The 22,649-nt window shown below is 70.3% G+C and carries 21 protein-coding genes; 9 read left to right on the top strand and 12 right to left on the bottom strand.

From position 1 onward, the window contains the following. Positions 1 to 68: 68 nt before the first annotated feature. Complete coding sequence (locus tag PGH47_RS09500) at positions 69 to 2,600, bottom strand: ABC transporter ATP-binding protein/permease (protein WP_271663046.1); 2,532 nt, start codon at positions 2,598 to 2,600, stop codon at positions 69 to 71. Positions 2,601 to 2,839: 239 nt separating this feature from the next. Between PGH47_RS09500 and PGH47_RS09505 the strand changes: the two genes are divergently transcribed. Both PGH47_RS09505 and serB read left to right on the top strand, forming a co-directional pair. Continuing rightward, positions 2,840 to 4,753 carry a streptophobe family protein gene (locus tag PGH47_RS09505; protein ID WP_271663047.1) on the top strand — a complete coding sequence of 638 codons (1,914 nt, stop codon included), beginning with the start codon at positions 2,840 to 2,842 and terminating at the stop codon, positions 4,751 to 4,753. Between the two features lie 377 nt (positions 4,754 to 5,130). Next, positions 5,131 to 6,351, top strand: a complete 1,221-nt coding sequence (serB, locus tag PGH47_RS09510; protein WP_271663048.1) for a phosphoserine phosphatase SerB — start codon at positions 5,131 to 5,133, stop codon at positions 6,349 to 6,351. A 97-nt stretch (positions 6,352 to 6,448) separates the two neighbouring features. Here the strand turns inward: serB and PGH47_RS09515 are convergent, their stop codons facing one another. The 4 genes from PGH47_RS09515 to PGH47_RS09530 form a co-directional block, all read right to left on the bottom strand. After that, the gene (locus PGH47_RS09515) at positions 6,449 to 6,967 is read right to left on the bottom strand and encodes a SixA phosphatase family protein (RefSeq protein WP_271663049.1); all 519 of its coding nucleotides are present in this window, start codon (positions 6,965 to 6,967) and stop codon (positions 6,449 to 6,451) included. A 65-nt stretch (positions 6,968 to 7,032) separates the two neighbouring features. Next, positions 7,033 to 7,239 (bottom strand): hypothetical protein, encoded by a 207-nt coding sequence (locus tag PGH47_RS09520; protein WP_107907419.1) that lies wholly within the window; start codon positions 7,237 to 7,239, stop codon positions 7,033 to 7,035. Positions 7,240 to 7,432: 193 nt separating this feature from the next. Next, positions 7,433 to 7,549: an SGM_5486 family transporter-associated protein gene (locus tag PGH47_RS09525; protein WP_093745518.1), complete on the bottom strand. Its 117-nt coding sequence runs from the start codon at positions 7,547 to 7,549 to the stop codon at positions 7,433 to 7,435. Between the two features lie 48 nt (positions 7,550 to 7,597). Beyond that, the gene (locus PGH47_RS09530) at positions 7,598 to 8,893 is read right to left on the bottom strand and encodes a CynX/NimT family MFS transporter (RefSeq protein ID WP_271663050.1); all 1,296 of its coding nucleotides are present in this window, start codon (positions 8,891 to 8,893) and stop codon (positions 7,598 to 7,600) included. 70 nt (positions 8,894 to 8,963) lie between these two features. Here PGH47_RS09530 and PGH47_RS09535 point away from each other — a divergent pair, with 70 nt between their 5' ends. Next, the gene (locus tag PGH47_RS09535) at positions 8,964 to 9,656 is read left to right on the top strand and encodes a FadR/GntR family transcriptional regulator (RefSeq protein ID WP_107907311.1); all 693 of its coding nucleotides are present in this window, start codon (positions 8,964 to 8,966) and stop codon (positions 9,654 to 9,656) included. On the opposite strand, the gene PGH47_RS09540 is transcribed toward PGH47_RS09535, so the two are convergent. The 3 genes from PGH47_RS09540 to fabG all read right to left on the bottom strand — a co-directional run bounded on the left by PGH47_RS09540 (position 9,634) and on the right by fabG (position 11,651). Continuing rightward, the gene (locus PGH47_RS09540; RefSeq protein WP_271663051.1) at positions 9,634 to 9,996 is read right to left on the bottom strand and encodes a hypothetical protein; all 363 of its coding nucleotides are present in this window, start codon (positions 9,994 to 9,996) and stop codon (positions 9,634 to 9,636) included. The two genes, PGH47_RS09535 and PGH47_RS09540, sit on opposite strands and share 23 nt — an antisense overlap. Positions 9,997 to 10,158: 162 nt before the next feature. Then, on the bottom strand, positions 10,159 to 10,926 hold the full coding sequence (fabI, locus tag PGH47_RS09545; protein WP_269643621.1) for an enoyl-ACP reductase FabI: 768 nt from the start codon (positions 10,924 to 10,926) through the stop codon (positions 10,159 to 10,161). 5 nt (positions 10,927 to 10,931) lie between these two features. Then, entirely contained in the window at positions 10,932 to 11,651 is a 720-nt protein-coding gene (gene fabG, locus PGH47_RS09550; RefSeq protein WP_271663052.1) for a 3-oxoacyl-[acyl-carrier-protein] reductase, read from the bottom strand. A 200-nt stretch (positions 11,652 to 11,851) separates the two neighbouring features. Here fabG and PGH47_RS09555 point away from each other — a divergent pair, with 200 nt between their 5' ends. From PGH47_RS09555 to tyrS, 3 genes are read left to right on the top strand one after another with little or no spacing between them, the layout of a single operon-like run. Continuing rightward, entirely contained in the window at positions 11,852 to 13,414 is a 1,563-nt protein-coding gene (locus PGH47_RS09555) for a TldD/PmbA family protein (RefSeq protein ID WP_376060550.1), read from the top strand. Then, on the top strand, positions 13,411 to 14,805 hold the full coding sequence (locus tag PGH47_RS09560) for a metallopeptidase TldD-related protein (RefSeq protein WP_271663054.1): 1,395 nt from the start codon (positions 13,411 to 13,413) through the stop codon (positions 14,803 to 14,805). Before PGH47_RS09555 ends, PGH47_RS09560 begins: the two co-directional genes overlap by 4 nt. A gap of 55 nt (positions 14,806 to 14,860) precedes the next feature. Further along, positions 14,861 to 16,129 carry a tyrosine--tRNA ligase gene (gene tyrS, locus PGH47_RS09565; RefSeq protein WP_107907307.1) on the top strand — a complete coding sequence of 423 codons (1,269 nt, stop codon included), beginning with the start codon at positions 14,861 to 14,863 and terminating at the stop codon, positions 16,127 to 16,129. Between the two features lie 145 nt (positions 16,130 to 16,274). Here the strand turns inward: tyrS and PGH47_RS09570 are convergent, their stop codons facing one another. Next, positions 16,275 to 16,556 carry a GlsB/YeaQ/YmgE family stress response membrane protein gene (locus PGH47_RS09570; RefSeq protein WP_107907306.1) on the bottom strand — a complete coding sequence of 94 codons (282 nt, stop codon included), beginning with the start codon at positions 16,554 to 16,556 and terminating at the stop codon, positions 16,275 to 16,277. Positions 16,557 to 16,801: 245 nt separating this feature from the next. Here PGH47_RS09570 and PGH47_RS09575 point away from each other — a divergent pair, with 245 nt between their 5' ends. Together PGH47_RS09575 and PGH47_RS09580 are read left to right on the top strand one after the other, a co-directional pair. After that, entirely contained in the window at positions 16,802 to 17,200 is a 399-nt protein-coding gene (locus PGH47_RS09575) for a DUF3099 domain-containing protein (protein ID WP_271663055.1), read from the top strand. Between the two features lie 213 nt (positions 17,201 to 17,413). Continuing rightward, positions 17,414 to 17,638 carry a hypothetical protein gene (locus PGH47_RS09580; RefSeq protein WP_093745523.1) on the top strand — a complete coding sequence of 75 codons (225 nt, stop codon included), beginning with the start codon at positions 17,414 to 17,416 and terminating at the stop codon, positions 17,636 to 17,638. Here the strand turns inward: PGH47_RS09580 and moaA are convergent. The 3 genes from moaA to PGH47_RS09595 all read right to left on the bottom strand — a co-directional run bounded on the left by moaA (position 17,621) and on the right by PGH47_RS09595 (position 20,731). After that, positions 17,621 to 18,610, bottom strand: a complete 990-nt coding sequence (moaA, locus tag PGH47_RS09585) for a GTP 3',8-cyclase MoaA (RefSeq protein ID WP_217284858.1) — start codon at positions 18,608 to 18,610, stop codon at positions 17,621 to 17,623. The genes PGH47_RS09580 and moaA overlap by 18 nt on opposite strands. A gap of 148 nt (positions 18,611 to 18,758) precedes the next feature. Further along, a complete protein-coding gene (locus tag PGH47_RS09590) occupies positions 18,759 to 20,378 on the bottom strand; it encodes a solute symporter family protein (RefSeq protein WP_126901741.1) in 1,620 nt (539 codons plus the stop codon). After that, positions 20,375 to 20,731, bottom strand: coding sequence for a DUF485 domain-containing protein (locus tag PGH47_RS09595; RefSeq protein ID WP_107907302.1), 357 nt, complete (start codon positions 20,729 to 20,731; stop codon positions 20,375 to 20,377). Before PGH47_RS09595 ends, PGH47_RS09590 begins: the two co-directional genes overlap by 4 nt. Before the next feature lie 369 nt (positions 20,732 to 21,100). Here PGH47_RS09595 and PGH47_RS09600 point away from each other — a divergent pair, with 369 nt between their 5' ends. Further along, on the top strand, positions 21,101 to 22,630 hold the full coding sequence (locus PGH47_RS09600) for a S8 family peptidase (protein ID WP_271663056.1): 1,530 nt from the start codon (positions 21,101 to 21,103) through the stop codon (positions 22,628 to 22,630). Positions 22,631 to 22,649: the final 19 nt, after the last annotated feature.

Below are 22,649 nucleotides of genomic sequence, written 5' to 3' on the forward strand. Positions count from 1 at the left end.
CTGATCCGTACGCCGAAGGGCGGCACCCTCCTGACGGGGTGCCGCCCTTCGGGCGTCTCACGGTGCCGCTACTTGCGCATGACCTCGGGCTCGTGGCGGCGCAGGAAGCGGGCCACGAAGATGCCGCAGATCACGCCGAGGACGATCAGGGCGATCATGTCCATGGCCCAGACGCCGACGGTGTGCTCCCACAGCGGGTCGTTGCTCTCGCCCTGGCCGGGCGGGCTGATCTTGTTGAAGTCCAGCGTGGCGCCCGCGGCGGCCACCGCCCAGCGCGACGGCATCAGATACGAGATCTGGTTGGCGCCGATCGAGCCGTTGAGGGCGAAGAGGCAGCCGGTGAACACGACCTGGATGATCGCGAACATCACCAGCAGCGGCATGGTCTTCTCGGCGGTCTTCACCAGCGCCGAGATGATCAGGCCGAACATCATCGAGGTGAAGCCAAGCGCCATGATCGGCACCGACAGCTCCAGCAGCGTCAGCTTGCCGAAGACCAGGCCCTCCTCCGGGATCTCCCGGCCGGCGAAGCCGATGACGCCGACCATCAGGCCCTGGAGCACGGTGATGAAGCCGAGCACGAACACCTTGGACATCAGGTACGCCGAGCGGGACAGGCCGGTGGCGCGCTCCCGCTCGTAGATGACCCGCTCCTTGATCAGCTCACGCACGGAGTTCGCGGCGCCGGCGAAGCAGGCGCCCACCGCGAGGATCAGCAGCACGGTGGTGGCCGTGCCGTTCGGGATGATCCGGCCCGTCTGCGGATTGGCCGGGTTGGGCAGCAGGCCCTTGCCCGAGTCGATCAGCAGGCTCACCGCGCCCAGGACGCCCGGCAGGATCACCATCAGGGCCAGGAAGCCCTTGTCGGAGACGATCACCGAGACGTAGCGGCGCACCAGCGTGACGAACTGAGACATCCAGCCCTGCGGCTTCGGCGGCTTCATCGCCTGCATCGGAGGCATCTGTACGGACTGCGGAGCAATCGCGTCGATGTCCGCGGCGTACATCTGGTAGTGCTGAGAGCCCTTCCAGCGTCCCGCCCAGTCGTAGTCGCGGTAGTTCTCGAAGGCGGAGAAGACATCGGCCCAGGTGTCGTAGCCGAAGAAGTTCAGCGCCTCCTCGGGCGGGCCGAAGTAGGCGACCGCGCCGCCGGGCGCCATCACCAGGAGCTTGTCGCACAGCGCCAGCTCGGCCACCGAGTGGGTCACGACGAGGACCGTACGGCCGTCGTCGGCCAGGCCGCGCAGCAGCTGCATGACGTCACGGTCCATGCCCGGGTCGAGGCCCGAGGTGGGCTCGTCCAGGAAGATCAGCGACGGCTTGGTCAGCAGCTCCAGGGCCACCGAGACGCGCTTGCGCTGGCCGCCGGAGAGGGACGTGACCTTCTTGTCCCGGTGGATGTCCAGCTTCAGCTCGCGCAGCACCTCGTCTATCCGGGCCTCGCGCTCGGCCGCCGTGGTGTCGGCGGGGAAGCGGAGCTTGGCCGCGTACTTGAGGGCCTTCTTGACGGTCAGCTCCTTGTGCAGGATGTCGTCCTGCGGGACCAGACCGATGCGCTGACGCAGCTCGGCGAACTGCTTGTAGAGGTTCCGGTTGTCGTAGAGGACGTCGCCCTGGTTGGCCGGGCGGTAGCCGGTCAGCGCCTTGAGCAGGGTCGACTTGCCGGATCCTGACGGGCCGATGACCGCGATGAGCGACTTCTCCGGGACGCCGAAGGAGACGTCCTTGAGGATCTGCTTGCCGCCGTCGACCGTGACCGTGAGGTGGCGGGCCGAGAAGGAGACCTCACCGGTGTCGACGAACTCCTCGAGGCGGTCGCCGACGATGCGGAACGTGGAGTGACCGACGCCGACGATGTCGGCCGGGCCGAGCAGCTGCGAGCCGCCCTTGGCGATCGGCTGGCCGTTGACGTACGTGCCGTTGTGGGAGCCGAGGTCGCGGATCTCCATGCGGCCGTCGGGCGTCGAGTGGAACTCGGCGTGGTGCCGGGAGACCTGGAGGTCGGAGACGACCAGCTCGTTCTCCAGGGCACGGCCGATGCGCATCACGCGGCCGACGGAGAACTGGTGGAACGTGGTGGGGCTGCGGTCGCCGTAGACCGGCGGCGCCCCCGCGCCACCACCGGGGCCCTGCTGCTGCGGGATGTGCGCGGCCTGCTGCGGCTGCTGCCAGCCGGCCTGCTGGGCCTGCGGCTGCTGCTGCGGCGTCGGCTGCTGGGCCGGGGCCTGCTGGGCCCAGCCCGCCTGGGCGCCCTGCGCGGCGTACGGCTGCTGCTGCGGCTGGGCCTGCGGCGTGGCGACGGAGGCCGCGGTGCCGGAGACGTTCAGGCGCGGTCCGTCGGTCGCGTTGCCCAGGTGAACGGCCGTTCCCGCGCCGATCTCCAGGTGGTGGATCCGCTGACCCTGCACGAACGTGCCGTTGGTGCTGCCGTGGTCCTCGATGACCCAACTGCGGCCGCTCCAGCTGATCGTGGCATGCCGCCAGGACACCCTGGCGTCGTCGAGCACGATGTCACCCTGCGGATCGCGTCCGAGGGTGTAGGGCCTGGACGGGTCGAGCGTCCAGGTCCTTCCATTCAATTCCAGTACGAGTTCCGGCACTCCATGCCCCACTGAGTAGTCCCCCGAGTTACCCCCATCACAGGGAGTCTAGGGATGTCGAACATCGTCGGGAACTATTTCAGGCTCGGCCCCCTGACCGAAAGCCGGGCCTTGTGTGGACCACGCCCACGGGCTTCGACTGGTTCCGTTGACGGGGTTGAAACCAGCCCGGAGAGTGGTAATCCACGCGAGGGGGACATGCGCGGTCATCGGCCGCGCCGCGGATCGGGGGGTCTGCCATGGGTGCGTCCACGTACGTCGGGGCCTCGAAAGGCGCGAGGCTGCCATGGGGAGACGTCCTGCTCTCCGCGATCGCGGCGGTGAGCTGGGCGTTGATCGGGATGGCCGGCACGGCGGCGCTCGGACTGCATCTGCTGGAGGCGGACTCGGCGAGCTCCCTGGGCCCGATGACCGCCGCTGTGGTGGCCCTTGGGGCGGGTGGTTCCGTCACGCCGTCCGGCGATGTGTCCGCTTTCGGTCTGACCGGCGCGGAGGCGGCGACCGCCATCGAGATCGCGCCACTCGGGGTGAGCCTGGTCGGTGCGGTCCTGCTGTCGTGGTTCTTCCTACGGTCGTTGCGGGGCGCGGGAGTTGTGATCGCGCCGGCCGAACTCATCGCACGCGCGGGCACGGTGGTCGCACTGTTCGTGGCGACACTGGGCGGCCTGGCGTGGGCCGGGCACGACGTCATCACCATCGACGGGAGCTCACTGGGGCTCGACGACCTGCCGGGCGGGGGTGGCGGCGGCGGTCTGGAGATCCCCGGAGTCGGCGACATCGGCGGGCTGCTCCCCGACCAGGTCGGCGACCTCATCGACGCCAAGGCAGCGGTCGGCTTCACGGTGGACACGGCGCCGACGCTGCTCGGCGGCCTCGCCTGGTCGGCCGGCGTCCTGCTGATCGCGCTGCTGGCCTCGCGCCGCACCCCGCTCCCCCGCGCCTGGGACGCGGCACACCGTGTCGTACGGCCCGCCGTGTCCGCCCTCGTCACGGTGCTGCTGATGGCGGTCGTGGCCGGGCTCGCGGCGGCGGCGTACGCGGCGATCGGCGACGACCACCCGAAGCGGATCGCCGGTGCCGCGCTGCTCGGCGCCCCGAACGGCGTGTGGCTCGGCATCCCCATCGGCCTGTTCGTGCCGTTCGACGGCCGGGCCTCGGGAGTCCTGGTGGGCCTGCTCCCCGACCCCTTGGACGACCTCCTGAACAGCGACGCCGACCAGTCCGTGACCCTGAGCCGACTCGCCGACCTGGACAGCCGGGTGTGGCTGCTGGGCGTCGCCGCGGCGGTGATGATGCTGCTGGCGGGGGTTCTGACGGCCGCGCGGACGCCGGTGGTACCGGGGGTCGGGGCGGGTGCCGGGGCGATGGCCGGCTCGGGGGGCGGTGTGGTGACCGGCTCGGGCACGGGGTCGGCCGGTGGCTCGGGTGGCGGGTCCGTGCGTGGTGCGGGCGATCACGGGGACGTACGGGATCCGGGGACCCTCCGTTTCGCCGGGCGATGTGCGTTGCGGCTCGGGGTCGTCACGGCGTTGGCGCTGCCGCTGCTCGCATGGCTGGCGGAGGTGTCCGTGGACGCCTCGCTGTCGGTGCTGGGGTTCGACGCGTTCGGCGCCGGAGTGGAGCTGCGGGGGAACCTCGGCATGGCGTTGGTCCTCGGGGCGGTCTGGGGCGCGGGGGCGGGTGCGGTGGGCGCGCTGCTGGCCCGCGCGACCGGGGCGGCCGGCCAGCGGGCGGCGCCGTTGGCCCTGGGGGCGGCGGGCGCGGCGGACCGGGGCCCCGATGCGGGTACGGCCGCCGAGGCGCCCGGTGCTGCCGGGCATGCCGCCCGGTCCGGGCCGTACGCCCCGGGTACGCCGTACCGGCCCCCGAACCCCGACACGAACCCGTACCTGCGGGTGCCGGACGAGATGCGCGAGCCGGAGGACGCCCGGCCGCCCCACACCGACGGCGTGCCCGACGGATCGCCGCCCGAGAGGGGCGACGACATGTACGGCGCGCCCACGGTCATGCGGCCGTTCACGCCGCCGCCGAGGTCGCCCCGGACTCCGCGGCGGCGGGAGAACGGGTCGTCGTCCGGGACGGGCGACGGGCCGCCGCCTCCGCCGCCACCGCCTCCCGCGCCGCCGCCGAGGAAGCCCAAGGGGCGCCCCTGAGGTCCGGAAGGCCACCGGCACGCGGCCGTGAGGTCCGGGAGGCCACCGGCACGCGCCACTGAGGTCCGGGAGGCCACCGGCACACGCCACTGAGGTCCGGGAGGCCACCGGCACGCGGCACTGAGGTCCAGAAGGCCACCGGCACGCGCCACTGAGGTCCAGAAGGCCACCGGCACGCGGCCGTGAGGTCCGGAAGGCCACCGGCACGCGGCCGTGAGGTGTCGGGCCACAGGTTTTCCTGGGGCGGTTCACAGCAACCGGTGCAGAGGTGTCCGGGACGTAATGCCTTCGCCACCCGGCCGACACCCAGTGTTCCGTGTCCGCTAGACGGACCTCGGGGGCGGCAGGCACTGGGTGCCGGATACGGTGGAAGCACCATGAGCGCTTCGCAGACCTCAGAGATCCCCGCCGTCCCCACACTTCTCGTGAAGATCTTCGGGAAGGACGGGCCGGGTATCACCGCCGGCCTCTTCGACACCCTGGCCGCCTACTCGGTCGACGTGGTCGACATCGAGCAGGTCGTCACCCGGGGCCGGATCACGCTGTGCGCGCTCGTGACGCAGCCGCCGGCCGGCATGGAGGGGGACCTGCGGGCGACCGTCCACAGCTGGGCGGAGTCGATGAAGATGCAGGCGGAGATCATCTCCGGCCTCGGCGACAACCGTCCGCGTGGCCTCGGGCGCTCCCTGGTGACCGTGCTCGGGCACCCGCTCACCGCGGAGGCGACGGCCGCCATCGCGGCCCGGATCACCAAGTCCGGCGCCAACATCGACCGTATCTTCCGGCTCGCCAAGTACCCGGTGACGGCGGTGGAGTTCGCGGTCTCGGGCGCGGAGACGGAGCCGCTGCGCACCGGTCTGGTGACGGAGTCCGCGGCACTGGGTGTCGACGTCGCGGTCGTCGCGGCCGGGCTGCACCGCCGCGCCCAGCGCCTGGTCGTCATGGACGTGGACTCCACGCTCATCCAGGACGAGGTGATCGAGCTCTTCGCCGCGCACGCCGGCTGCGAGGACAAGGTGGCCGAGGTGACGGCGGCCGCGATGCGCGGGGAGCTGGACTTCGAGCAGTCGCTGCACGCGCGTGTGGCGCTGCTGGCGGGGCTGGACGCCTCGGTGGTGGAGAAGGTGCGCAGCGAGGTGCGGCTGACGCCGGGCGCGCGCACGCTGATCCGCACGTTGAAGCGGCTCGGCTATCAAGTGGGAGTCGTCTCGGGTGGGTTCACGCAGGTCACCGATGATCTGAAGGAGCGGCTCGGGCTCGACTTCGCCCAGGCGAACACGCTGGAGATCATCGACGGCAAGCTCACCGGCAAGGTGACAGGCGAGATCGTGGACCGGGCGGGCAAGGCGCGGCTGCTGCGCCGGTTCGCCGCGGAGGCGGGGGTGCCGCTGTCGCAGACGGTGGCGATCGGTGACGGCGCCAACGACCTGGACATGCTCAACGCGGCCGGGCTCGGCGTCGCCTTCAACGCGAAGCCGGTGGTGCGGGAGGCCGCGCACACGGCCGTGAACGTGCCGTTCCTGGACACGGTCCTCTATCTGCTCGGCGTCACCCGCGAAGAGGTCGAGGCCGCGGACATGCACGACGACGAGGACTGACGACCCGCACCGGGCGCCCCCTGCTGGGAGGCCCGGGTGACCTGCCTGCGAAGGGGCCCGGCACCGTGACGGTGCCGGGCCCCTTCGTGCGGGTCGGTCACTCGGACGGGGCCCAGTAGTCGAGGAGCGTGGCCACGCCGGGCTCCAGAGTCTTCCAGGAGCCGCCGAAGGACAGGACCGCGAAGGCGGCGGCCGGGAAGCCGCGGCGGCTCATCCGTTCGCGGGCGTCACCGTCGGCGGAGCCGGACAGGATGTCGGCGAGGCCCTGTACGCCGGGGTTGTGGCCGATCAGCAGGACGTTCTGCGCGTCGTCCGGGGTTTCGTTGAGCAGGGCGATGAGCTCGCCGGGCGAGGCCTCGTAGACCCGCTCCTCGTAGACGGTCTTCGGCCGGTGCTGGAACTCGTGGACGGCGAGCTTCCAGGTCTCCCGGGTCCGAATCGCGGTGGAGCACAGGGCCAGGTCGAAGGGGATGGCGGTGTCGGCCAGCCTGCGGCCGGCCTCCGCCGCGTCCATGCGGCCCCGCTCGGCGAGCGGCCGCTCATGGTCGGTCACCTGTGGCCAGTCGGCTTTCGCATGCCGGAAGAGGACGATCCTGCGGGATTCTGGGACGCTCATGAGATCCAGCTTCGCACGAAACAGGCCATGGGGCGCAGGTAGTTGACCGGCGCCTCCGGGGGCGCTCAGTGCGTGATCAGCTGCTGTATGCGCTCGAAGAGCTGGGTGACCGCGGGCTCGGCGGTGGCGGCCTGCGCGTCCGCCGGGTTGAGAATCAGCGTCAGCAGCGTGATGAACGCGAGCGTGGGCAGGGCGAGGGCCCACCAGGGCAGCCGGATGTCGGCACGGCCCGTGGACGCCGGCTGGGGCGGGGTGTGCGTACGGGCCGACATGATGCCTCCGCGGATCTTCGAGTGGTCGGTGTCCGCTCCTCGCGGCCACACTTCGAAGTTACGGACCGATCGGCCCTCAACCCATCCGGTGATCCACCCAGTTGACCCTGACACTCACCCCCTAGGGGATGGTGGTGCTAGCCCCACCATGGGCCTGCGAGGTGTGCCTTGCGGCGTCCCTCGGGGACCGGGTTCAGGGTGAGGCGATCGTCGCGATGATCCCGATGATCACGAAGATGGCGAAGAACGCGCCGAAGACGAGCAGCAGCTTCTTCTGGCCGTTCTGGGGGTTCGGGTCGAGCACTGGCATGAGGGAAGTCTCCCATCCGCCGCCCGTGCCCGCCCCGCCGGGGTGCGGTCAGCGGGCCGCCTCCTCCTCCACGACACGGTTGCGTCCCGCGAGCACGCCTACCGCCATCTGCGGGATCATCAGTCCCGCCATGAGGGCGATCGGCAGCCCCCAGCCGCCGCTGTGCTGGTAGAGCACGCCGACCAGGAGCGGGCCGGGGATGGAGATCAGATAGCCGGTGCTCTGCGCGAAGCCCGACAGCTGGGCCACGCCCGCGCTGGACCGGGCGCGCATGCCGACCATGGTGAGGGCCAGCGGGAACGAGCAGTTGGAGACGCCCAGCAGCACGGCCCAGACCCAGGCGCCGGAGACCGGGGCGAGGTACAGCCCGGCATAGCCGACGAGGCCGCAGGCGCCCAGCGCGAGCACGATCGGACCCTGGTGGGGCAGCCTGGTGGCCAGGCGCGGTATGACGAAGGCCAGCGGCACGCCCATGACCATGGTGACGGCGAGCAGCAGGCCCGCCTGGCCGGCGTGCACCCCGGAGTCCCGGAAGATCTGCGCCATCCAGCCCATCGTGATGTAGGCGCCGGTGGCCTGGAGCCCGAAGTAGACGGCGAGGGCCCAGGCGGTGCGGCTGCGGGTGATGCGCACCGGGGGCGCGTCCACGCGCGCGTGCTTCTCCTGGGCTGCCGTGCCGGGCGCCGCCGACCGGTCCCGCACGAAGGGGATCCACGGCACCACGGCGGCCACCGCGAGGCCCGCCCACACGGCGAGGCCGCTGTGCCAGTTCCCGCCCAGCAGATCGGTCATCGGGACCGTCACGGCCGCGGCGGACGCGGTGCCCAGGGCGAGGGCCATCGAGTACAGGCCGGTCATGGAGCCGACCCGGTCGGGGAACCAGCGCTTGACGATGACCGGCATCAGGACGTTGCTGACCGCGATGCCCATCAGGGCGAGTGCGGTGGCGGCCAGGAAGCCGGCCGTGCCGCCGACGTACGGCCGCAGCAGCAGGCCCGTGGTGATGGCGACCATGCCGGCGCACACCACGGCGCCGGGGCCGAAGCGGCGGGCCAGGCGCGGGGCGGCGACGCCGAAGACGGCGAAGCACAGCGGAGGCACGGAGGTGAGCAGTCCGGCCACGCTCCCGCTCATGCCGAGGGAGTCACGGACCTCTTCGAGGAGGGCGCCGAGACTGGTGATGGCGGGGCGGAGGTTGAGCGCGGTCAGCACGATGCCGGCCACGAGCAGCCGCATCGTCCACGCGCGCGTGGCGGGCTCCGAGAGGGTCTGGGCCTCGGGGGTGCGTATTCGCATGGACGTCACCGTCCGGGTGGATTCCTCGCTTGCCATGAGGCCCATCATAGAATCATGGGATGATTGGTTGTCCACCCCTGGACCGTCCGGTCCGGGTCCTCACGTGCGAAGGTGTGCCATGCCCCTGAGCCACCCCCGCCGCTCGGCGCTGTCCGAGCAGGTCATCGCGGCCTTGCGGAACCAGATCGCCACGGGCGAATGGCCCGTCGGCTCCCGCATCCCGACCGAGCCGGAACTGGTCGAGCAGCTCGGCGTGGCCCGCAACACGGTCCGCGAGGCGGTCCGCGCGCTCGCGCACAACGGCCTGCTGGACATCCGGCAGGGCTCCGGCACCTACGTCGTGGCGACCAGCGAGCTGGCCGGCGTCATGCACCGCCGCTTCACCGACGCCGACCCCCGGCACATCGCCGAGCTGCGCTCCACCCTGGAGTCGGGCGCCGCCAAGCTGGCCGCCGTACGCCGCACGGAGAAGGACCTCAAGCAGCTGGACACGCTGCTGGCGCGGCGCGAGGAGGCCTGGGAGTCGGGCGACACGGAGGCGTTCGTGGCAGCGGACGCGACCTTCCACCTGGCGGTGGTCGCGGCCTCCCACAACGACGTGATGACCGCGATGTACGCGGACCTGGGAGAGGTCCTGGTGGACTGGCTGCGCGACGACGTCGGCACGGAGCTGACGCCGGAGACGTACCTGGACCACGCGCGGCTGGTCGACGCGATCCGCGCGGGCGACGCGTCCGCCGCCGCGGACGAGGCGGCGGGGTATCCGTTCCACTGCCGTCCGGGCCGCGTCAGCCCTCCCGCCGGTGGCTGACCCACGCCGAGTCGATCTCCTTCCAGCAGCGCGCCGACATCCGCACGGTCTGCGCGGGTTCGGCGGCCACCGGGGAGCCGTCGCTGTCCAGGTCCCACCAGCGGGCGCACTCCACGTGCAGGGTCACGCTGTCGGTCTCCGGATACGGGTTGTGGCAGAACGCGGTCACCCGGGAGCCGGTGACACTGATCCGGCACGCGGCACCGAACGGCTCCGCGGGCTCCGTCCCGGCGCCCGCTTCGACGGAGTGCACACGCGCGTGGGCTATCGCCGCGCAGGACACCGGCAGGACGAGTGCGACGGCGACGGTCGTTGAGGCCAAGCGGCGGGACAAGCGCACAACGGGACCTCCTCGGCCGTACGGGAGAGGGGTTCGCGTGAGGAACGCGTACTCCAGGGTGCGCGGCCGAGGGCCCCGGCCGCCTCGCCGGATGGGCCGAACGGGTGACGCCCCGCTCCCCGCGCGGCGGCGGGAAACGGGGCGTCGAGGGTGTGCGGAAGATCAGGCGCCGATGGCGTGCAGACCGCCGTCCACGTGGACGATCTCGCCCGTGGTCTTCGGGAACCAGTCGCTCAGCAGGGCGACGACGCCCTTGCCGGCCGGCTCCGGGTCCTTCAGGTCCCACTCCAGCGGGGCGCGGGTGTCCCACACGGAGGCGAGCTCCGCGAAGCCCGGGATGGACTTGGCGGCCATCGAGCCGATGGGGCCGGCCGAGACGAGGTTGCAGCGGATGTTCTGCTTGCCCAGGTCACGCGCCATGTAGCGGCTGGTGGCCTCCAGGGCGGCCTTGGCCGGGCCCATCCAGTCGTACTGCGGCCAGGCGTACTGCGCGTCGAAGGTGAGGCCGACGACCGAGCCGCCGTTCTGCATCAGCGGCAGGCAGGCCATGGTCAGCGACTTCAGGGAGTACGCCGAGACGTGCATGGCCGTGGCGACGGACTCGAAGGGCGTGTTCAGGAAGTTGCCGCCGAGGGCGTCCTGCGGGGCGAAGCCGATGGAGTGCACGACGCCGTCGAGGCCGCCGAGCTCCTCGCCGACGACGTCGGCCAGCCGGCCGAGGTGCTCGTCGTTGGTGACGTCGAGCTCGATGACCTTGGTGGGCTTGGGGAGCTTCCTGGCGATGCGCTCGGTCAGCGTGGGCCGCGGGAAGGCGGTCAGGATGATCTCGGCACCCTGCTCCTGGGCCAGCTTGGCGGTGTGGAAGGCGATGGAGGACTCCATCAGCACACCGGTGATCAGGACGCGCTTGCCCTCGAGAATTCCGCTCATGTTGATCAGTGACCCATTCCCAGTCCGCCGTCAACGGGGATGACGGCTCCAGTGATGTACGAAGCGTCGTCCGAGGCGAGGAACCGCACCGTCGCGGCGATCTCCTCCGGCTGCGCGTAGCGACCGAGCGGCACCTGCTTCACGATGCCCTCACGCTGCTCGTCGGTGAGCACCTTGGTCATGTCGGTGTCGACGAAGCCGGGCGCGACGACGTTGAAGGTGATGTTGCGCGAGCCCAGCTCACGGGCGAGGGAGCGCGCGAAGCCGACCAGGCCGGCCTTGGAGGCGGCGTAGTTGGCCTGGCCGGGACCGCCGAACAGCCCGACGACGGACGAGATGAGCACCACGCGGCCCTTCTTGGCGCGCAGCATGGCGCGGTTGGCCCGCTTGACCACGCGGAAGGTGCCGGTGAGGTTGGTGTCGATGACCGAGGTGAAGTCCTCCTCGGACATGCGCATGAGGAGCTGGTCCTTGGTGACGCCCGCGTTGGCGATCAGCACCTCGACGGGGCCGTGCTCGGCCTCGATCTCCTTGTAGGCCTGCTCCACCTGCTCGGTGTCGGTGATGTCGCACTTGACGGCCAGGCAGCCCAATTCCGTCAGGGCGGCCGGCGGCTCACCCGAGCGGTATGTGATCGCGACCTTGTCGCCGGCCTCGGCGAATGCGCGGGCGATGGCGAGGCCGATGCCCCGGTTGCCTCCGGTGACGAGAACCGAGCGGCTCAACGGATCACCCTTTCGATAGGGGTCTGACACACCCGCCCGAACAGCTGGGTGACAGGCGGCTTCTCCGAAAACCTATCTGGCCGGTCCCTGCCGCGGACATTCGGGCACCGACAGTGGCGTAAGGGAGTCACTGTCGGGTCCCTACAGAAAGATGCCGACTCCAGCCGGAAACGTGTGGTCCACCGGCCCGCCCGCGCGACATGATCGTGCCGACAGGCCACGACAGCAGGGAGACCTCCGTGCCTCATACGATCGATGAAGCCTTCACGGCGCTTCCGCTACGCGCCCTGGCCGACGCGGCGCTGGCACGCGCGCGTGCGCTCGGTGCGGAGCACGCGGACTTCCGCTTCGAGCGGGTGCGCAGCGCGTCCTGGCGGCTGCGGGACGCCCGGCTCGCCGGGTCCTCGGACACCACCGACCTCGGCTACGCGGTGCGGGTGGTGCACGGCGGGACCTGGGGCTTCGCGTCCGGGGTCGATCTGACGCTGGACGCCGCCGCCAAGGTCGCGTCGCAGGCGGTGGCCATGGCGAAGCTGTCCGCCCAGGTGATCAAGTCGGCGGGGTCGGACGAGCGGGTGGAGCTCGCCGACGAGCCGGTGCACGCCGAGAAGACATGGATCTCGTCGTACGAGATCGACCCGTTCACCGTGCCCGACGAGGAGAAGTCGGCGCTGCTGGCGGACTGGAGCGCGCGGCTGCTCGCGGCGGACGGCGTGAACCACGTCGACGCCTCGCTGCTGACGGTCCACGAGAACAAGTTCTACGCCGACACCGCCGGGACCGTGACCACCCAGCAGCGGGTAAGGCTGCACCCGCAGCTGACCGCGGTGTCGGTCGACGAGTCGAGCGGCGAGTTCGACTCCATGCGCACGATCGCGCCGCCGGTCGGCCGGGGCTGGGAGTACCTGACGGGGACCGGCTGGGACTGGGAGAGCGAGCTGGAGCAGATCCCCGGGCTGCTCGCCGAGAAGATGCGGGCGCCGAGCGTGGAGGCGGGGCCGTACGACCTCGTCGTGGACCCCTCCAACCTGTGGCTGACGATCCACGAGTCCATCGGGCACGCCACCGAGCTGGACCGCGCCCTCGGCTACGAGGCCGCCTACGCCGGCACCTCCTTCGCCACCTTCGACCAGCTCGGCAAGCTCCGCTACGGCTCGGACCTGATGAACGTCACCGGTGACCGCACCGCCGAGCACGGCCTCGCGACGATCGGGTACGACGACGAGGGCGTCGCGGGCCAGTCCTGGGATTTGGTGAGGAACGGCACCCTGGTCGGCTACCAGCTGGACCGGCGCATCGCGAGGCTGACCGGGTTCGAGCGCTCCAACGGGTGCGCGTTCGCCGACTCCCCCGGCCATGTGCCGGTGCAGCGCATGGCCAACGTCTCGCTCCAGCCGGATCCGGCGGGGATGTCGACCGAGGATCTGATCGGCAGCGTGGACCGCGGGATCTACGTCGTCGGCGACCGGTCCTGGTCGATCGACATGCAGCGCTACAACTTCCAGTTCACCGGGCAGCGGTTCTTCCGGATCGAGAACGGACGGATCACCGGCCAGCTGCGGGACGTGGCCTACCAGGCGACGACCACCGACTTCTGGGGCTCGATGGCGGCGGTGGGCGGTCCGCAGACGTACGTCCTCGGCGGCGCCTTCAACTGCGGCAAGGCCCAGCCGGGCCAGGTCGCGGCGGTCTCGCACGGCTGCCCGTCGGCCCTCTTCAAGGGCGTCAACATTCTGAACACCACGCAGGAGGCCGGTCGATGAGCGCCCGTACCAACAAGCCGCACGAGATCGTCGAGCGGGCCCTTGAGCTGTCGCGGGCGGACGGGTGCGTCGTCATCGCCGACGAGCAGTCGACCGCCAATCTGCGCTGGGCGGGCAACGCGCTGACCACGAACGGCGTCACGCGCGGGCGGACGCTCACCGTCGTCGCGACCGTCGACGGCAAGGAGGGCACCGCCTCCGGTGTGGTGTCCCGCTCGGCCGTGACCCTGGACGAGCTGGAGCCGCTGGTGCGGGCCGCCGAGGCCGCCGCCCGCTCCGCCGGGCCCGCCGAGGACGCGCAGCCGCTGGTGACGGACGTACCGGCGTCCCAGGACTTCACCGACGCCCCCGCGGAGACGTCGTCGACGGTGTTCGCCGACTTCGCCCCGGCGCTGGGCGAGGCGTTCGCACGCGCGCGTGCGGGCGGACGCGAGCTGTACGGCTTCGCGAACCACGAGATGGTGTCGACGTACATGGGCACGTCCACGGGGCTGCGGCTGCGGCACGACCAGCCGAACGGGACGCTGGAGCTGAACGCCAAGTCGCCGGACCGCACCCGCTCGGCCTGGGCGGGACGCGCCACCCGGGACTTCAAGGACGTGGACCCGACGGCGCTGGACGCCGAGCTGGCCGTACGCCTCGGCTGGGCCGAGCGGCGCCTGGAGCTGCCGGCCGGCCGGTACGAGACGCTGCTGCCGCCGACCGCCGTGGCCGACCTGCTGATCTACCAGCTCTGGTCGGCGTCGGGACGGGACGCGGCCGAGGGCCGGACCGTCTTCTCCAAGCCGGGCGGCGCGACCCGCCTCGGCGAGAAGCTGAGCGAGCTGCCGCTGACGCTGCGCAGCGATCCGAACGAGCCGGGCCTGGAGTCCGCGCCGTTCGTGATCGCGCACTCCTCCGGTGGCGACCAGTCGGTGTTCGACAACGGGCTGCCGCTCACGGCCACCGACTGGCTGCGCGAGGGCGAGCTGAGCCACCTCACGACCAGCCGGCACAGCGCGGGCCTGACCGGTCTGCCGCTGGCACCGGCGATCGACAACCTGATCCTGGACGGCGGCCAGGACCGCTCGATCGAGGAGATGGTCGCGAACACCGAGCGCGGGCTGCTGCTGACCTGCCTCTGGTACATCCGGGAGGTCGACCCGGCGACGCTGCTGCTCACGGGCCTGACCCGGGACGGTGTCTACCTCGTCGAGAACGGCGAGGTGAAGGGCGAGGTCAACAACTTCAGGTTCAACGAATCGCCGGTGGGTCTGCTGGGACGGGCGAGCGAGGCGGGCCGTACGGAGAAGACCCTGCCCAGGGAGTGGGGCGACTGGTTCACCAGGGCCGCGATGCCGGCTCTGCGCGTCCCCGATTTCAACATGAGCTCTGTCAGTCAGGGCGTATAACCTCGTAGTCGGCTGTCACCCGACTGCCCGAGATCATCAAGGAGACACGAGAACCGTGACGGACATCGTCGACGAGCTGAAGTGGCGTGGCGTGATCGCCCTGTCCACTGACGAGGACGCATTGCGCAAGGCGCTCGCGGACGGTCCCGTCACGTTCTATTGCGGTTTCGACCCCACCGCGGCCAGTCTGCACGTCGGCCACCTGGTGCAGGTCCTCACCATGCGCCGCCTGCAGCAGGCGGGGCTGCGCCCGCTGGCGCTGGTCGGCGGCGCGACGGGTCAGATCGGCGACCCGCGCCCCACGGCCGAGCGCACGCTGAACGACCCGGAGACGGTCGCGAACTGGGTGAACCGGCTGCGCGGGCAGATCGAGCCCTTCCTGTCCTTCGAGGGCGACAACGCCGCGGTGATGGTGAACAACCTCGACTGGACGGCCGGCCTGTCGGCCATCGAGTTCCTGCGGGACATCGGCAAGCACTTCCGCGTCAACAAGATGCTCACGAAGGACTCCGTCGCCCGCCGGCTCCAGTCCGAAGAGGGCATCAGCTACACCGAGTTCAGCTACCAGCTGCTCCAGGGCATGGACTTCCTGGAGCTGTACCGGCGCTACGGCTGCACCCTCCAGCAGGGCGGCAGCGACCAGTGGGGCAACCTCACGGCGGGCCTGGACCTGATCCACCGCCTGGAGCCGCACGCGGGTGTGCACGCGCTGGCGACGCCGCTGATGACCAAGGCGGACGGCACCAAGTTCGGCAAGACCGAGGGCGGCGCCATCTGGCTCGACCCGGAGATGACGACGCCGTACGCGTTCTACCAGTTCTGGCTGAACGCGGACGACCGGGACATCTCGACCTACATGCGGATCCTGTCCTTCAAGTCCCGTGCGGAGCTGGAGGAGCTGGAGAAGCAGACGGAGGAGCGTCCGCAGGCGCGGGCCGCGCAGCGTGCGCTGGCCGAGGAGCTGACGACGCTGGTGCACGGCGCCGACCAGACGGCCGCCGTGATCGCCGCGTCCCGTGCGCTCTTCGGGCAGGGCGAGCTGACGGATCTCGACGACGCGACGTTGGCGGCGGCGCTGTCCGAGGTTCCGCACGTCCAGGTCGGCGAGCTCGGCCCGGTGGTCGATCTGTTCGCCGAGGTCGGGCTGGTGGCCAGCAAGTCGGCCGCTCGGCGCACCGTGAAGGAGGGCGGGGCCTACGTGAACAACGTCAAGGTCGCCGGCGAGGACGCGGTGCCCGCGAAGGAGGACCTGCTGCACGGGCGGTGGCTGGTGCTGCGGCGTGGGAAGAAGAACCTGGCGGCGGTGGAGTTCACCGGCGCGTAGCGCTCCGCGGGGGCGCCGGATAGGGGTGCGTCGTAGGGGTGCGGTGATCTGCGGGGTGCGGCTTTCGTCGTGGCCGGTCGCGCAGTTCCCCGCGCCCCTTTGGGGCGTTGCCCCAGGGGCAACGCCCCAAAAGCACACTGATCAGTTACGTCTGTTGCGTCTTCTTCTTGCCGATCGTCGCCACGTAGAGCATGTCGCCCAGGTAGACGATGATCACCGCGGCGACGATCTGGAAGATGTGCCGGCTCCAGTCGATGCCGCGGGTGGACTCGACGCCGAACGCCCGGGCGATGGAGTTGCCGACGATGGCGCCCAGGATGCCGAAGATCGTGGTCAGCCAGAGGGGGCTGTGCTGCTTGCCGGGGATGATCAACTTGGCCAGCAGGCCCAGCACGAATCCCACGATGATCGCCCACAACCAGCCCATGGCTGCCTCCTCGTACGGCTCGGGGTGAGCAGTAGGCCCAGTCTTGGTCCGGCCCTGGTACGCCGCATGCGGGGTACCGCCGTACGCGTTACGGCTCCCCGCGTTCCCCCAGGTGGCATGGGCCCCGGTCTCGTAGGCGGCGCAGGCGAGGCGTAACGTGGACGGTGTCCCGGCACGGTCCCCCGACCGGGAACGGAGGGGTACGGGCAGGGGGAGAGTCCGATGCGGGCGGATGGTGGAATGTGATGCGGAAGCTGCACGCCGGCGGCAACACCGAGGTGTTCCGGATCACCGGGGCCCGCACGGGTCTCCAGGAGGATGTGCGGGGCCGGCAGCGTCGGTACATCATCTCGATGTCGATCCGCACGCTTTCGGTGATCCTCGCGGCCTCCCTGTGGAACGTGGAACGGCATGTCGCGATCGTGGCGTTGGTGCTCGGCGCGATCCTGCCGTACATCGCGGTGGTCGTCGCCAACGCGGGGCGGGAGAATGCGCCGTCTCTGCCGTCGACGTTCGTGAGCTCGCCGATGCGGACGATGATCGCGCCACCGCGGACGAACGACGGTTTCGCGGAATCGGTCCCGGAAGATGTGGTGGACGACTCCGCGCCCGGCGCACAAAGCAAACCGCGCGACGGGGCGTGATGCACCGGACCGGTCGGTTCCGAAAGACGAGTCCGCGCCAAGCTCATGAAAAGCTCAGATCAATCGTGTTGTTCAGGTGCCGGGCGACGGGTTACCCGTGACATACTTCGTAGGCGCTCCGCATCCCCCGTCGGAGCGACGGACCGACGCCGGGCAGCTCCCCCCGTGGCTGCTCGGCGTCGCCTTTTTGTGCGCGACTTGTGAGATGAATTCGTGAGTGACACACCCATCTGTTCTGCCAAGGGATGTCGCGTCGACGCCGTGTGGGTGCTGGCGTGGAACAACCCGAAGATTCATACGCCGGAGCGGCGCAAGACATGGCTCGCGTGCGAGGAGCATCGCGAGCATCTGTCGCAATTTCTCGGCGTGCGGGGGTTCTTGAAGGACGTCGTCCTGCTGAAGGAATGGGAAGAGGCCTCTTCAGCCACCGATGGCTGACATCGGCCTGTCCGGCTGGACGAACGACGGGTCGTCCAGGCCCGCGCCCGCCTTCTTGCCCCACATCGTCAGGCGCCAGATGCGGGCGATCTCCTCGTCGGGTGCGCCGGAGCGCAGGGCCGCTCGCAGGTCCGTCTCCTCAGTGGCGAACAGACACGTGCGTATCTGACCGTCGGCGGTGAGGCGGGTGCGGTCGCAGGCCGAGCAGAACGGGCGGGTGACCGAGGCGATGACACCCACGACATGCGGGCCGCCGTCGACCACCCAGCGCTCCGCCGGGGCCGAGCCGCGCTTCTCCGAGCCCTCGGCGGTCAGCTCGAAGCGGGTGCGCAGGGACGTCAGGATGTCACCGGCGGTGATCATGCCGTCGCGCTTCCAGCCGTGCTGGGCGTCCAGGGGCATCTGCTCGATGAAGCGCAGTTCGTAGTCGTGCTCCACGGCCCAGGCCAGCAGGTCGGGGGCCTCGTCGTCGTTCAGGCCCGGCATCAGGACCGAGTTGACCTTGACCGGGGTCAGGCCGGCGGCGCGAGCGGCGTCGAGGCCCTCGATGACGTCCTTGTGGCGGTCGCGGCGGGTCAGGGTCTTGAAGACATCGGGGCGCAGGGTGTCCAGGGAGACATTGACCCGGTCCAGGCCGGCGGCCTTCAGGGCTGCCGCGGTGCGCTTGAGGCCGATGCCGTTCGTCGTGAGGGACATCTGGGGGCGCGGGGCCAGCGCGGCGACGCGCTCCACTATGCCGACCAGGCCGGGGCGCAGCAGGGGCTCGCCGCCGGTGAAGCGGACCTCCTCGATGCCGAGGGAGGTGACGGCGATGTCGATCAGGCGGACGATCTCGTCGTCGGTGAGCAGGTCGGGCTTGGCCAGCCACTGCAAGCCCTCCTCGGGCATGCAGTACGTGCACCGCAGGTTGCAGCGGTCGGTCAGCGAGACTCTCAGGTCGGTGGCCACTCGGCCGTATGTGTCGATGAGCACGTGGGCCCCCTCCCTCGACGCGACCAGTTTCAACTTCCGTCACCTGCGAGCCTACGTGACCGCACTGACAGCGACACAGGCCCGATCCCACGACGTACGACGCGGCCGCGTCGTAGATCCCTACGACGCGGCCGCTCCGAGGGCCTGCTCAGTGGGCGCCGGTGCCGGTCAGGGACCGGACCTCCAGCTCCGCGTACTTGCCGGCGTCGGGCTCCTCCTTGGACAGGACCGTGCCGAGCCAGCCCATGAGGAAGCCGAACGGGATGGAGATGATGCCCGGGTTCTTCAGCGGGAACCAGGCGAAGTCGACGTCCGGGAACATCGCCTTCGGGTCGCCGGAGACGACCGGCGAGAACAGCACCAGGCCGACGGCGACGATCAGGCCGCCGTAGATCGACCACAGCGCGCCCTGGGTGGTGAACCGCTTCCAGAACAGGCTGTAGAGGATCGTCGGCAGGTTGGCGGAGGCCGCGACCGCGAAGGCCAGGGCGACCAGGCCGGCGACGTTCAGGTCGCGGGCGAGGGCGCCGAGCAGGATGGAGACGGCGCCGATGCCGATGGTGGCGAGGCGGGCGGCCCGGATCTCCTCCTTCTCGGTGGCCTGGCCCTTCTTGATCACGTTCGCGTAGATGTCGTGGGCGAACGACGAGGACGAGGCCAGCGTCAGACCGGCGACGACCGCGAGGATCGTCGCGAAGGCCACCGCCGAGATGGTGGCCAGCAGGATCGCGCCCCACGCCGAATCGACGCCGCCGAGGTGCAGGGCGAGCAGTGGCGCCGCGGTGTTGCCGGACGGGTTGGAGGCGATGATCTCGTCCTGGGAGATCAGCGCGGCGGCGCCGAAGCCGAGGGCGATGGTCATCAGGTAGAAGCCGCCGATGATGCCGATCGCCCAGTTCACGGACTTACGGGCGGCCTTGGCGTTGGGCACCGTGTAGAAGCGGATCAGGATGTGCGGCAGACCGGCGGTGCCCAGGACCAGGGCGATGCCGAGGGAGATGAAGTCCAGCTTGGAGGTGCCGGTGGCGCCGTACTGGAGGCCGGGCTCCAGGAAGGCGGCGCCCTTGCCGCTGTTCTCGGCGGCCTTGCCGAGCAGATCCGAGATGTTGAAGTTGAACTTCAGCAGCACCAGGAACGTAATGAGGATCGTGCCACCGATGAGCAGCACGGCCTTGACCATCTGGACCCAGGTGGTGCCCTTCATGCCGCCGATGGAGACGTACACGATCATCAGGACGCCGACGAGGGCGACGATGAGGATCTTGCCCGCGTCGGTGGTGATGCCGAGCAGCAGCGAGACGAGGACACCGGCACCGGCCATCTGGGCCAGGAGGTAGAAGATCGACACGACGATGGTGGAGGTGCCGGCCGCGGTGCGCACGGGGCGCTGGCGCATGCGGTACGCGAGCACGTCACCCATCGTGTAGCGGCCGGAGTTCCTGAGCGGCTCGGCCACCAGGAGCAGGGCGACCAGCCAGGCGACCAGGAAGCCGATGGAGTACAGGAAGCCGTCGTAGCCGAAGAGGGCGATCGCGCCGGCGATGCCGAGGAAAGACGCGGCGGACATGTAGTCGCCGGAGACGGCGAGGCCGTTCTGGAACGCGCTGAAGGACCGGCCGCCCGCGTAGAAGTCGGCGGCGTCCTTGGTCTGGCGGCCCGCCCAGACGGTGATGAACAGGGTCGCAACCACGAAGCAGGCGAACAGGGTGATGATCAGCGGCCGGTGCTCGCTGGCCTCGTTCGCGGCAAGGGTCATCGCGGGGCTCATGCGCCGCCCTCCATACGTGTCTTGATGGCCTCGGCCTTGGGGTCGAGCTTGGCGCCGGCGTGGCGCGAGTACCACCAGGCGATGAGGAACGTGGTGACGAACTGGGCGATACCGAAGACGAACGCGATGTTGATGTTGCCGAACAGCTTGGTGCCCATGAAGTCGCCCGCGTAGTTGGAGAGCAGGACGTACAGCAGGTACCAGGCGATGAAGGCGACGGTCAGCGGGAAGGCGAAGGAGCGGTAGGAGCGGCGCAGTTCACCGAACTCCGCACTCTGCTGCACCTCGGTGAACTCCTCGGTGGAGGGGAGCTGGTGTTGCTCTTTCGAGGGGGGCGGTGCGTCGGTAGCCACGGAGTCTCCTCGCGTTGCGGGCGCTGTTGCGACGTTGGACGGGGACGGTTGGGGGGTTGGGGACGGTTCGGGTGCGGGCATGGCGGCTCTGTTCTTAGCAGTGACATGGATCACATGAGCCGGCTGGCGATAGTAGGGCCACGGCGGGTGATCCGACAGGGGGCTCGATCGTGCTCGCGCCTCCTGTCCAAGGTCACGGCGCCACGCGAGGACCGGTTCAACTCCCGGGGCTTCTTTCCGAAGTCGCCTCGGCCGGATTGCTGGCCAGGAGGTTCAGGGATAACTTCGCCCCAGCACCACTCGTCATGTACCTGCCCGAGCGCCACACGCGGCTCGGGCGGTTCCGGTTCCGGATGATGTGGAGATCCCATGGCTCATCTGCGGTCCAGACGGCGACTCGCCCTCGCCGTCCCGCTCGTTCTCTCGCTGACCGCCTCGCTCGGCTTCCTGCCGACGGCGGCCTCGGCGGCACCGCCCACCGAGTCCGTCGCACAGGCCGCGGACGGGCCCGCACTGGCCTACGTCGTGAACACCAAGCCGGACCGCCGCACGGTGGATTCGGTGCGCAAGGCGATCAAGGCGGCCGGCGGGACCGTCGTGATCGCGTACGACCGGATAGGCGTGATCGTCGTCCATTCGGCGCAGGCCGGCTTCGCCGAGACGATGCGCAAGGTCCGCGGGGTGCAGTCGGCGGGCGTGACGCGTACGACGCCTCTGACCGCCGCCGGGACGACGGACGAGGGTCCCGTGCAGGTCCTGACGGAGCAGCAGGCCGCACGGACCACCAGGGCGTCGGACGCCGCCGGCGAGAGCGAGCCGCTCGAGGCCGACCAGTGGAACCTGCGCGCCATAGGCGCCGACAAGGCCGCACGGATCAACCCGGGCAGCCCCAAGGTGACCGTCGCCGTGATCGACAACGGCGTCGACGACACCCACCCCGACCTCGCACCGAACTTCTCCGCCGCCCAGTCCGCGAACTGTGTCGGCGGCAAGGCGGACACCGGTGACGGCGCCTGGCGGCCGTACACCACCGCCGACTCGCACGGCACGCACGTGGCCGGTGAGATCGCCGCGCCCCGCAACGGCATCGGCATAGCCGGCGTCGCCCCCGGCGTGAAGGTCTCCGCCATCAAGGTGAGCGACCCCGTCAACGGCCTCTACTACCCCGAAAGTGTCGTGTGCGCCTTCGTGTTCGCCGCCGACCACGGGGTGGAGATCACGAACAACAGCTACTACGTCGACCCGTGGCTCTACAACTGCGTGGACGACCCCGACCAGCGGGCGATCGTGGACGCCGTCAACCGGGCGCAGCTGTACGCCCAGCGCAAGGGCACCCTCAACCTGGCGTCGGCCGGCAACTCCAACCACGACCTCGACTCCGACGCGCTCGTCGACGACAGCAGCCCCGACGACTCGACGCCGGTCGAGCGCACGATCGACCCGCACAAGTGCTTCGACGTGCCGACCCAGCTGCCGGGCATCGTCACGGTCAGCGCGACGGGCGTGAAGAACCTCAAGTCGTACTACTCCTCGTACGGTTACGGCGTGGTCGACATCGCGGCCCCCGGCGGCGACCGGCTCTACCAGATCCCCGACACGCCGTCGAAGAACGGCCGCATCCTGGCCACCCTCCCGAACAACCAGTACGGCTACCTTCAGGGCACGTCGATGGCCTCCCCGCACGCCGCGGGCGTCGCCGCGCTGCTGAAGTCCCGCTATCCGAAGGCGACTCCGGACCAACTGCAGGCGCTGCTGAAGGCGCAGGCGGACAACCCGGGCTGCCCGGAGTCGTACGACCAGAACGGCGACGGCACGCCGGACGCGGTCTGCGTGGGCGGCAAGCGGGTCAACGGGTTCTACGGATTCGGGATCGTCAACGCCCTGGACGCCGTCGACTGAGATCCGTACTGCATAGTGC

It is taken from the genome of Streptomyces sp. HUAS 31 (genome assembly GCF_028198125.1).
Taxonomy (GTDB): domain Bacteria; phylum Actinomycetota; class Actinomycetes; order Streptomycetales; family Streptomycetaceae; genus Streptomyces; species Streptomyces chartreusis.

Bases quoted from the DNA above. Each gene is read 5' to 3' on its own strand.
- PGH47_RS09505 (WP_271663047.1), top strand. From the start codon at position 2,840: ATGGGTGCGTCCACGTACGTCGGGGCCTCGAAAGGCGCGAGGCTGCCA.
- serB (WP_271663048.1), top strand. From the start codon at position 5,131: ATGAGCGCTTCGCAGACCTCAGAGATCCCCGCCGTCCCCACACTTCTC.
- PGH47_RS09515 (WP_271663049.1), bottom strand. From the start codon at position 6,967: ATGAGCGTCCCAGAATCCCGCAGGATCGTCCTCTTCCGGCATGCGAAA.
- PGH47_RS09520 (WP_107907419.1), bottom strand. From the start codon at position 7,239: ATGTCGGCCCGTACGCACACCCCGCCCCAGCCGGCGTCCACGGGCCGT.
- PGH47_RS09525 (WP_093745518.1), bottom strand. From the start codon at position 7,549: ATGCCAGTGCTCGACCCGAACCCCCAGAACGGCCAGAAGAAGCTGCTG.
- PGH47_RS09530 (WP_271663050.1), bottom strand. From the start codon at position 8,893: ATGATGGGCCTCATGGCAAGCGAGGAATCCACCCGGACGGTGACGTCC.
- PGH47_RS09535 (WP_107907311.1), top strand. From the start codon at position 8,964: ATGCCCCTGAGCCACCCCCGCCGCTCGGCGCTGTCCGAGCAGGTCATC.
- fabI (WP_269643621.1), bottom strand. From the start codon at position 10,926: ATGAGCGGAATTCTCGAGGGCAAGCGCGTCCTGATCACCGGTGTGCTG.
- PGH47_RS09555 (WP_376060550.1), top strand. From the start codon at position 11,852: ATGATCGTGCCGACAGGCCACGACAGCAGGGAGACCTCCGTGCCTCAT.
- PGH47_RS09560 (WP_271663054.1), top strand. From the start codon at position 13,411: ATGAGCGCCCGTACCAACAAGCCGCACGAGATCGTCGAGCGGGCCCTT.
- PGH47_RS09570 (WP_107907306.1), bottom strand. From the start codon at position 16,556: ATGGGCTGGTTGTGGGCGATCATCGTGGGATTCGTGCTGGGCCTGCTG.
- PGH47_RS09575 (WP_271663055.1), top strand. From the start codon at position 16,802: ATGCGGAAGCTGCACGCCGGCGGCAACACCGAGGTGTTCCGGATCACC.
- PGH47_RS09590 (WP_126901741.1), bottom strand. From the start codon at position 20,378: ATGAGCCCCGCGATGACCCTTGCCGCGAACGAGGCCAGCGAGCACCGG.
- PGH47_RS09600 (WP_271663056.1), top strand. From the start codon at position 21,101: ATGGCTCATCTGCGGTCCAGACGGCGACTCGCCCTCGCCGTCCCGCTC.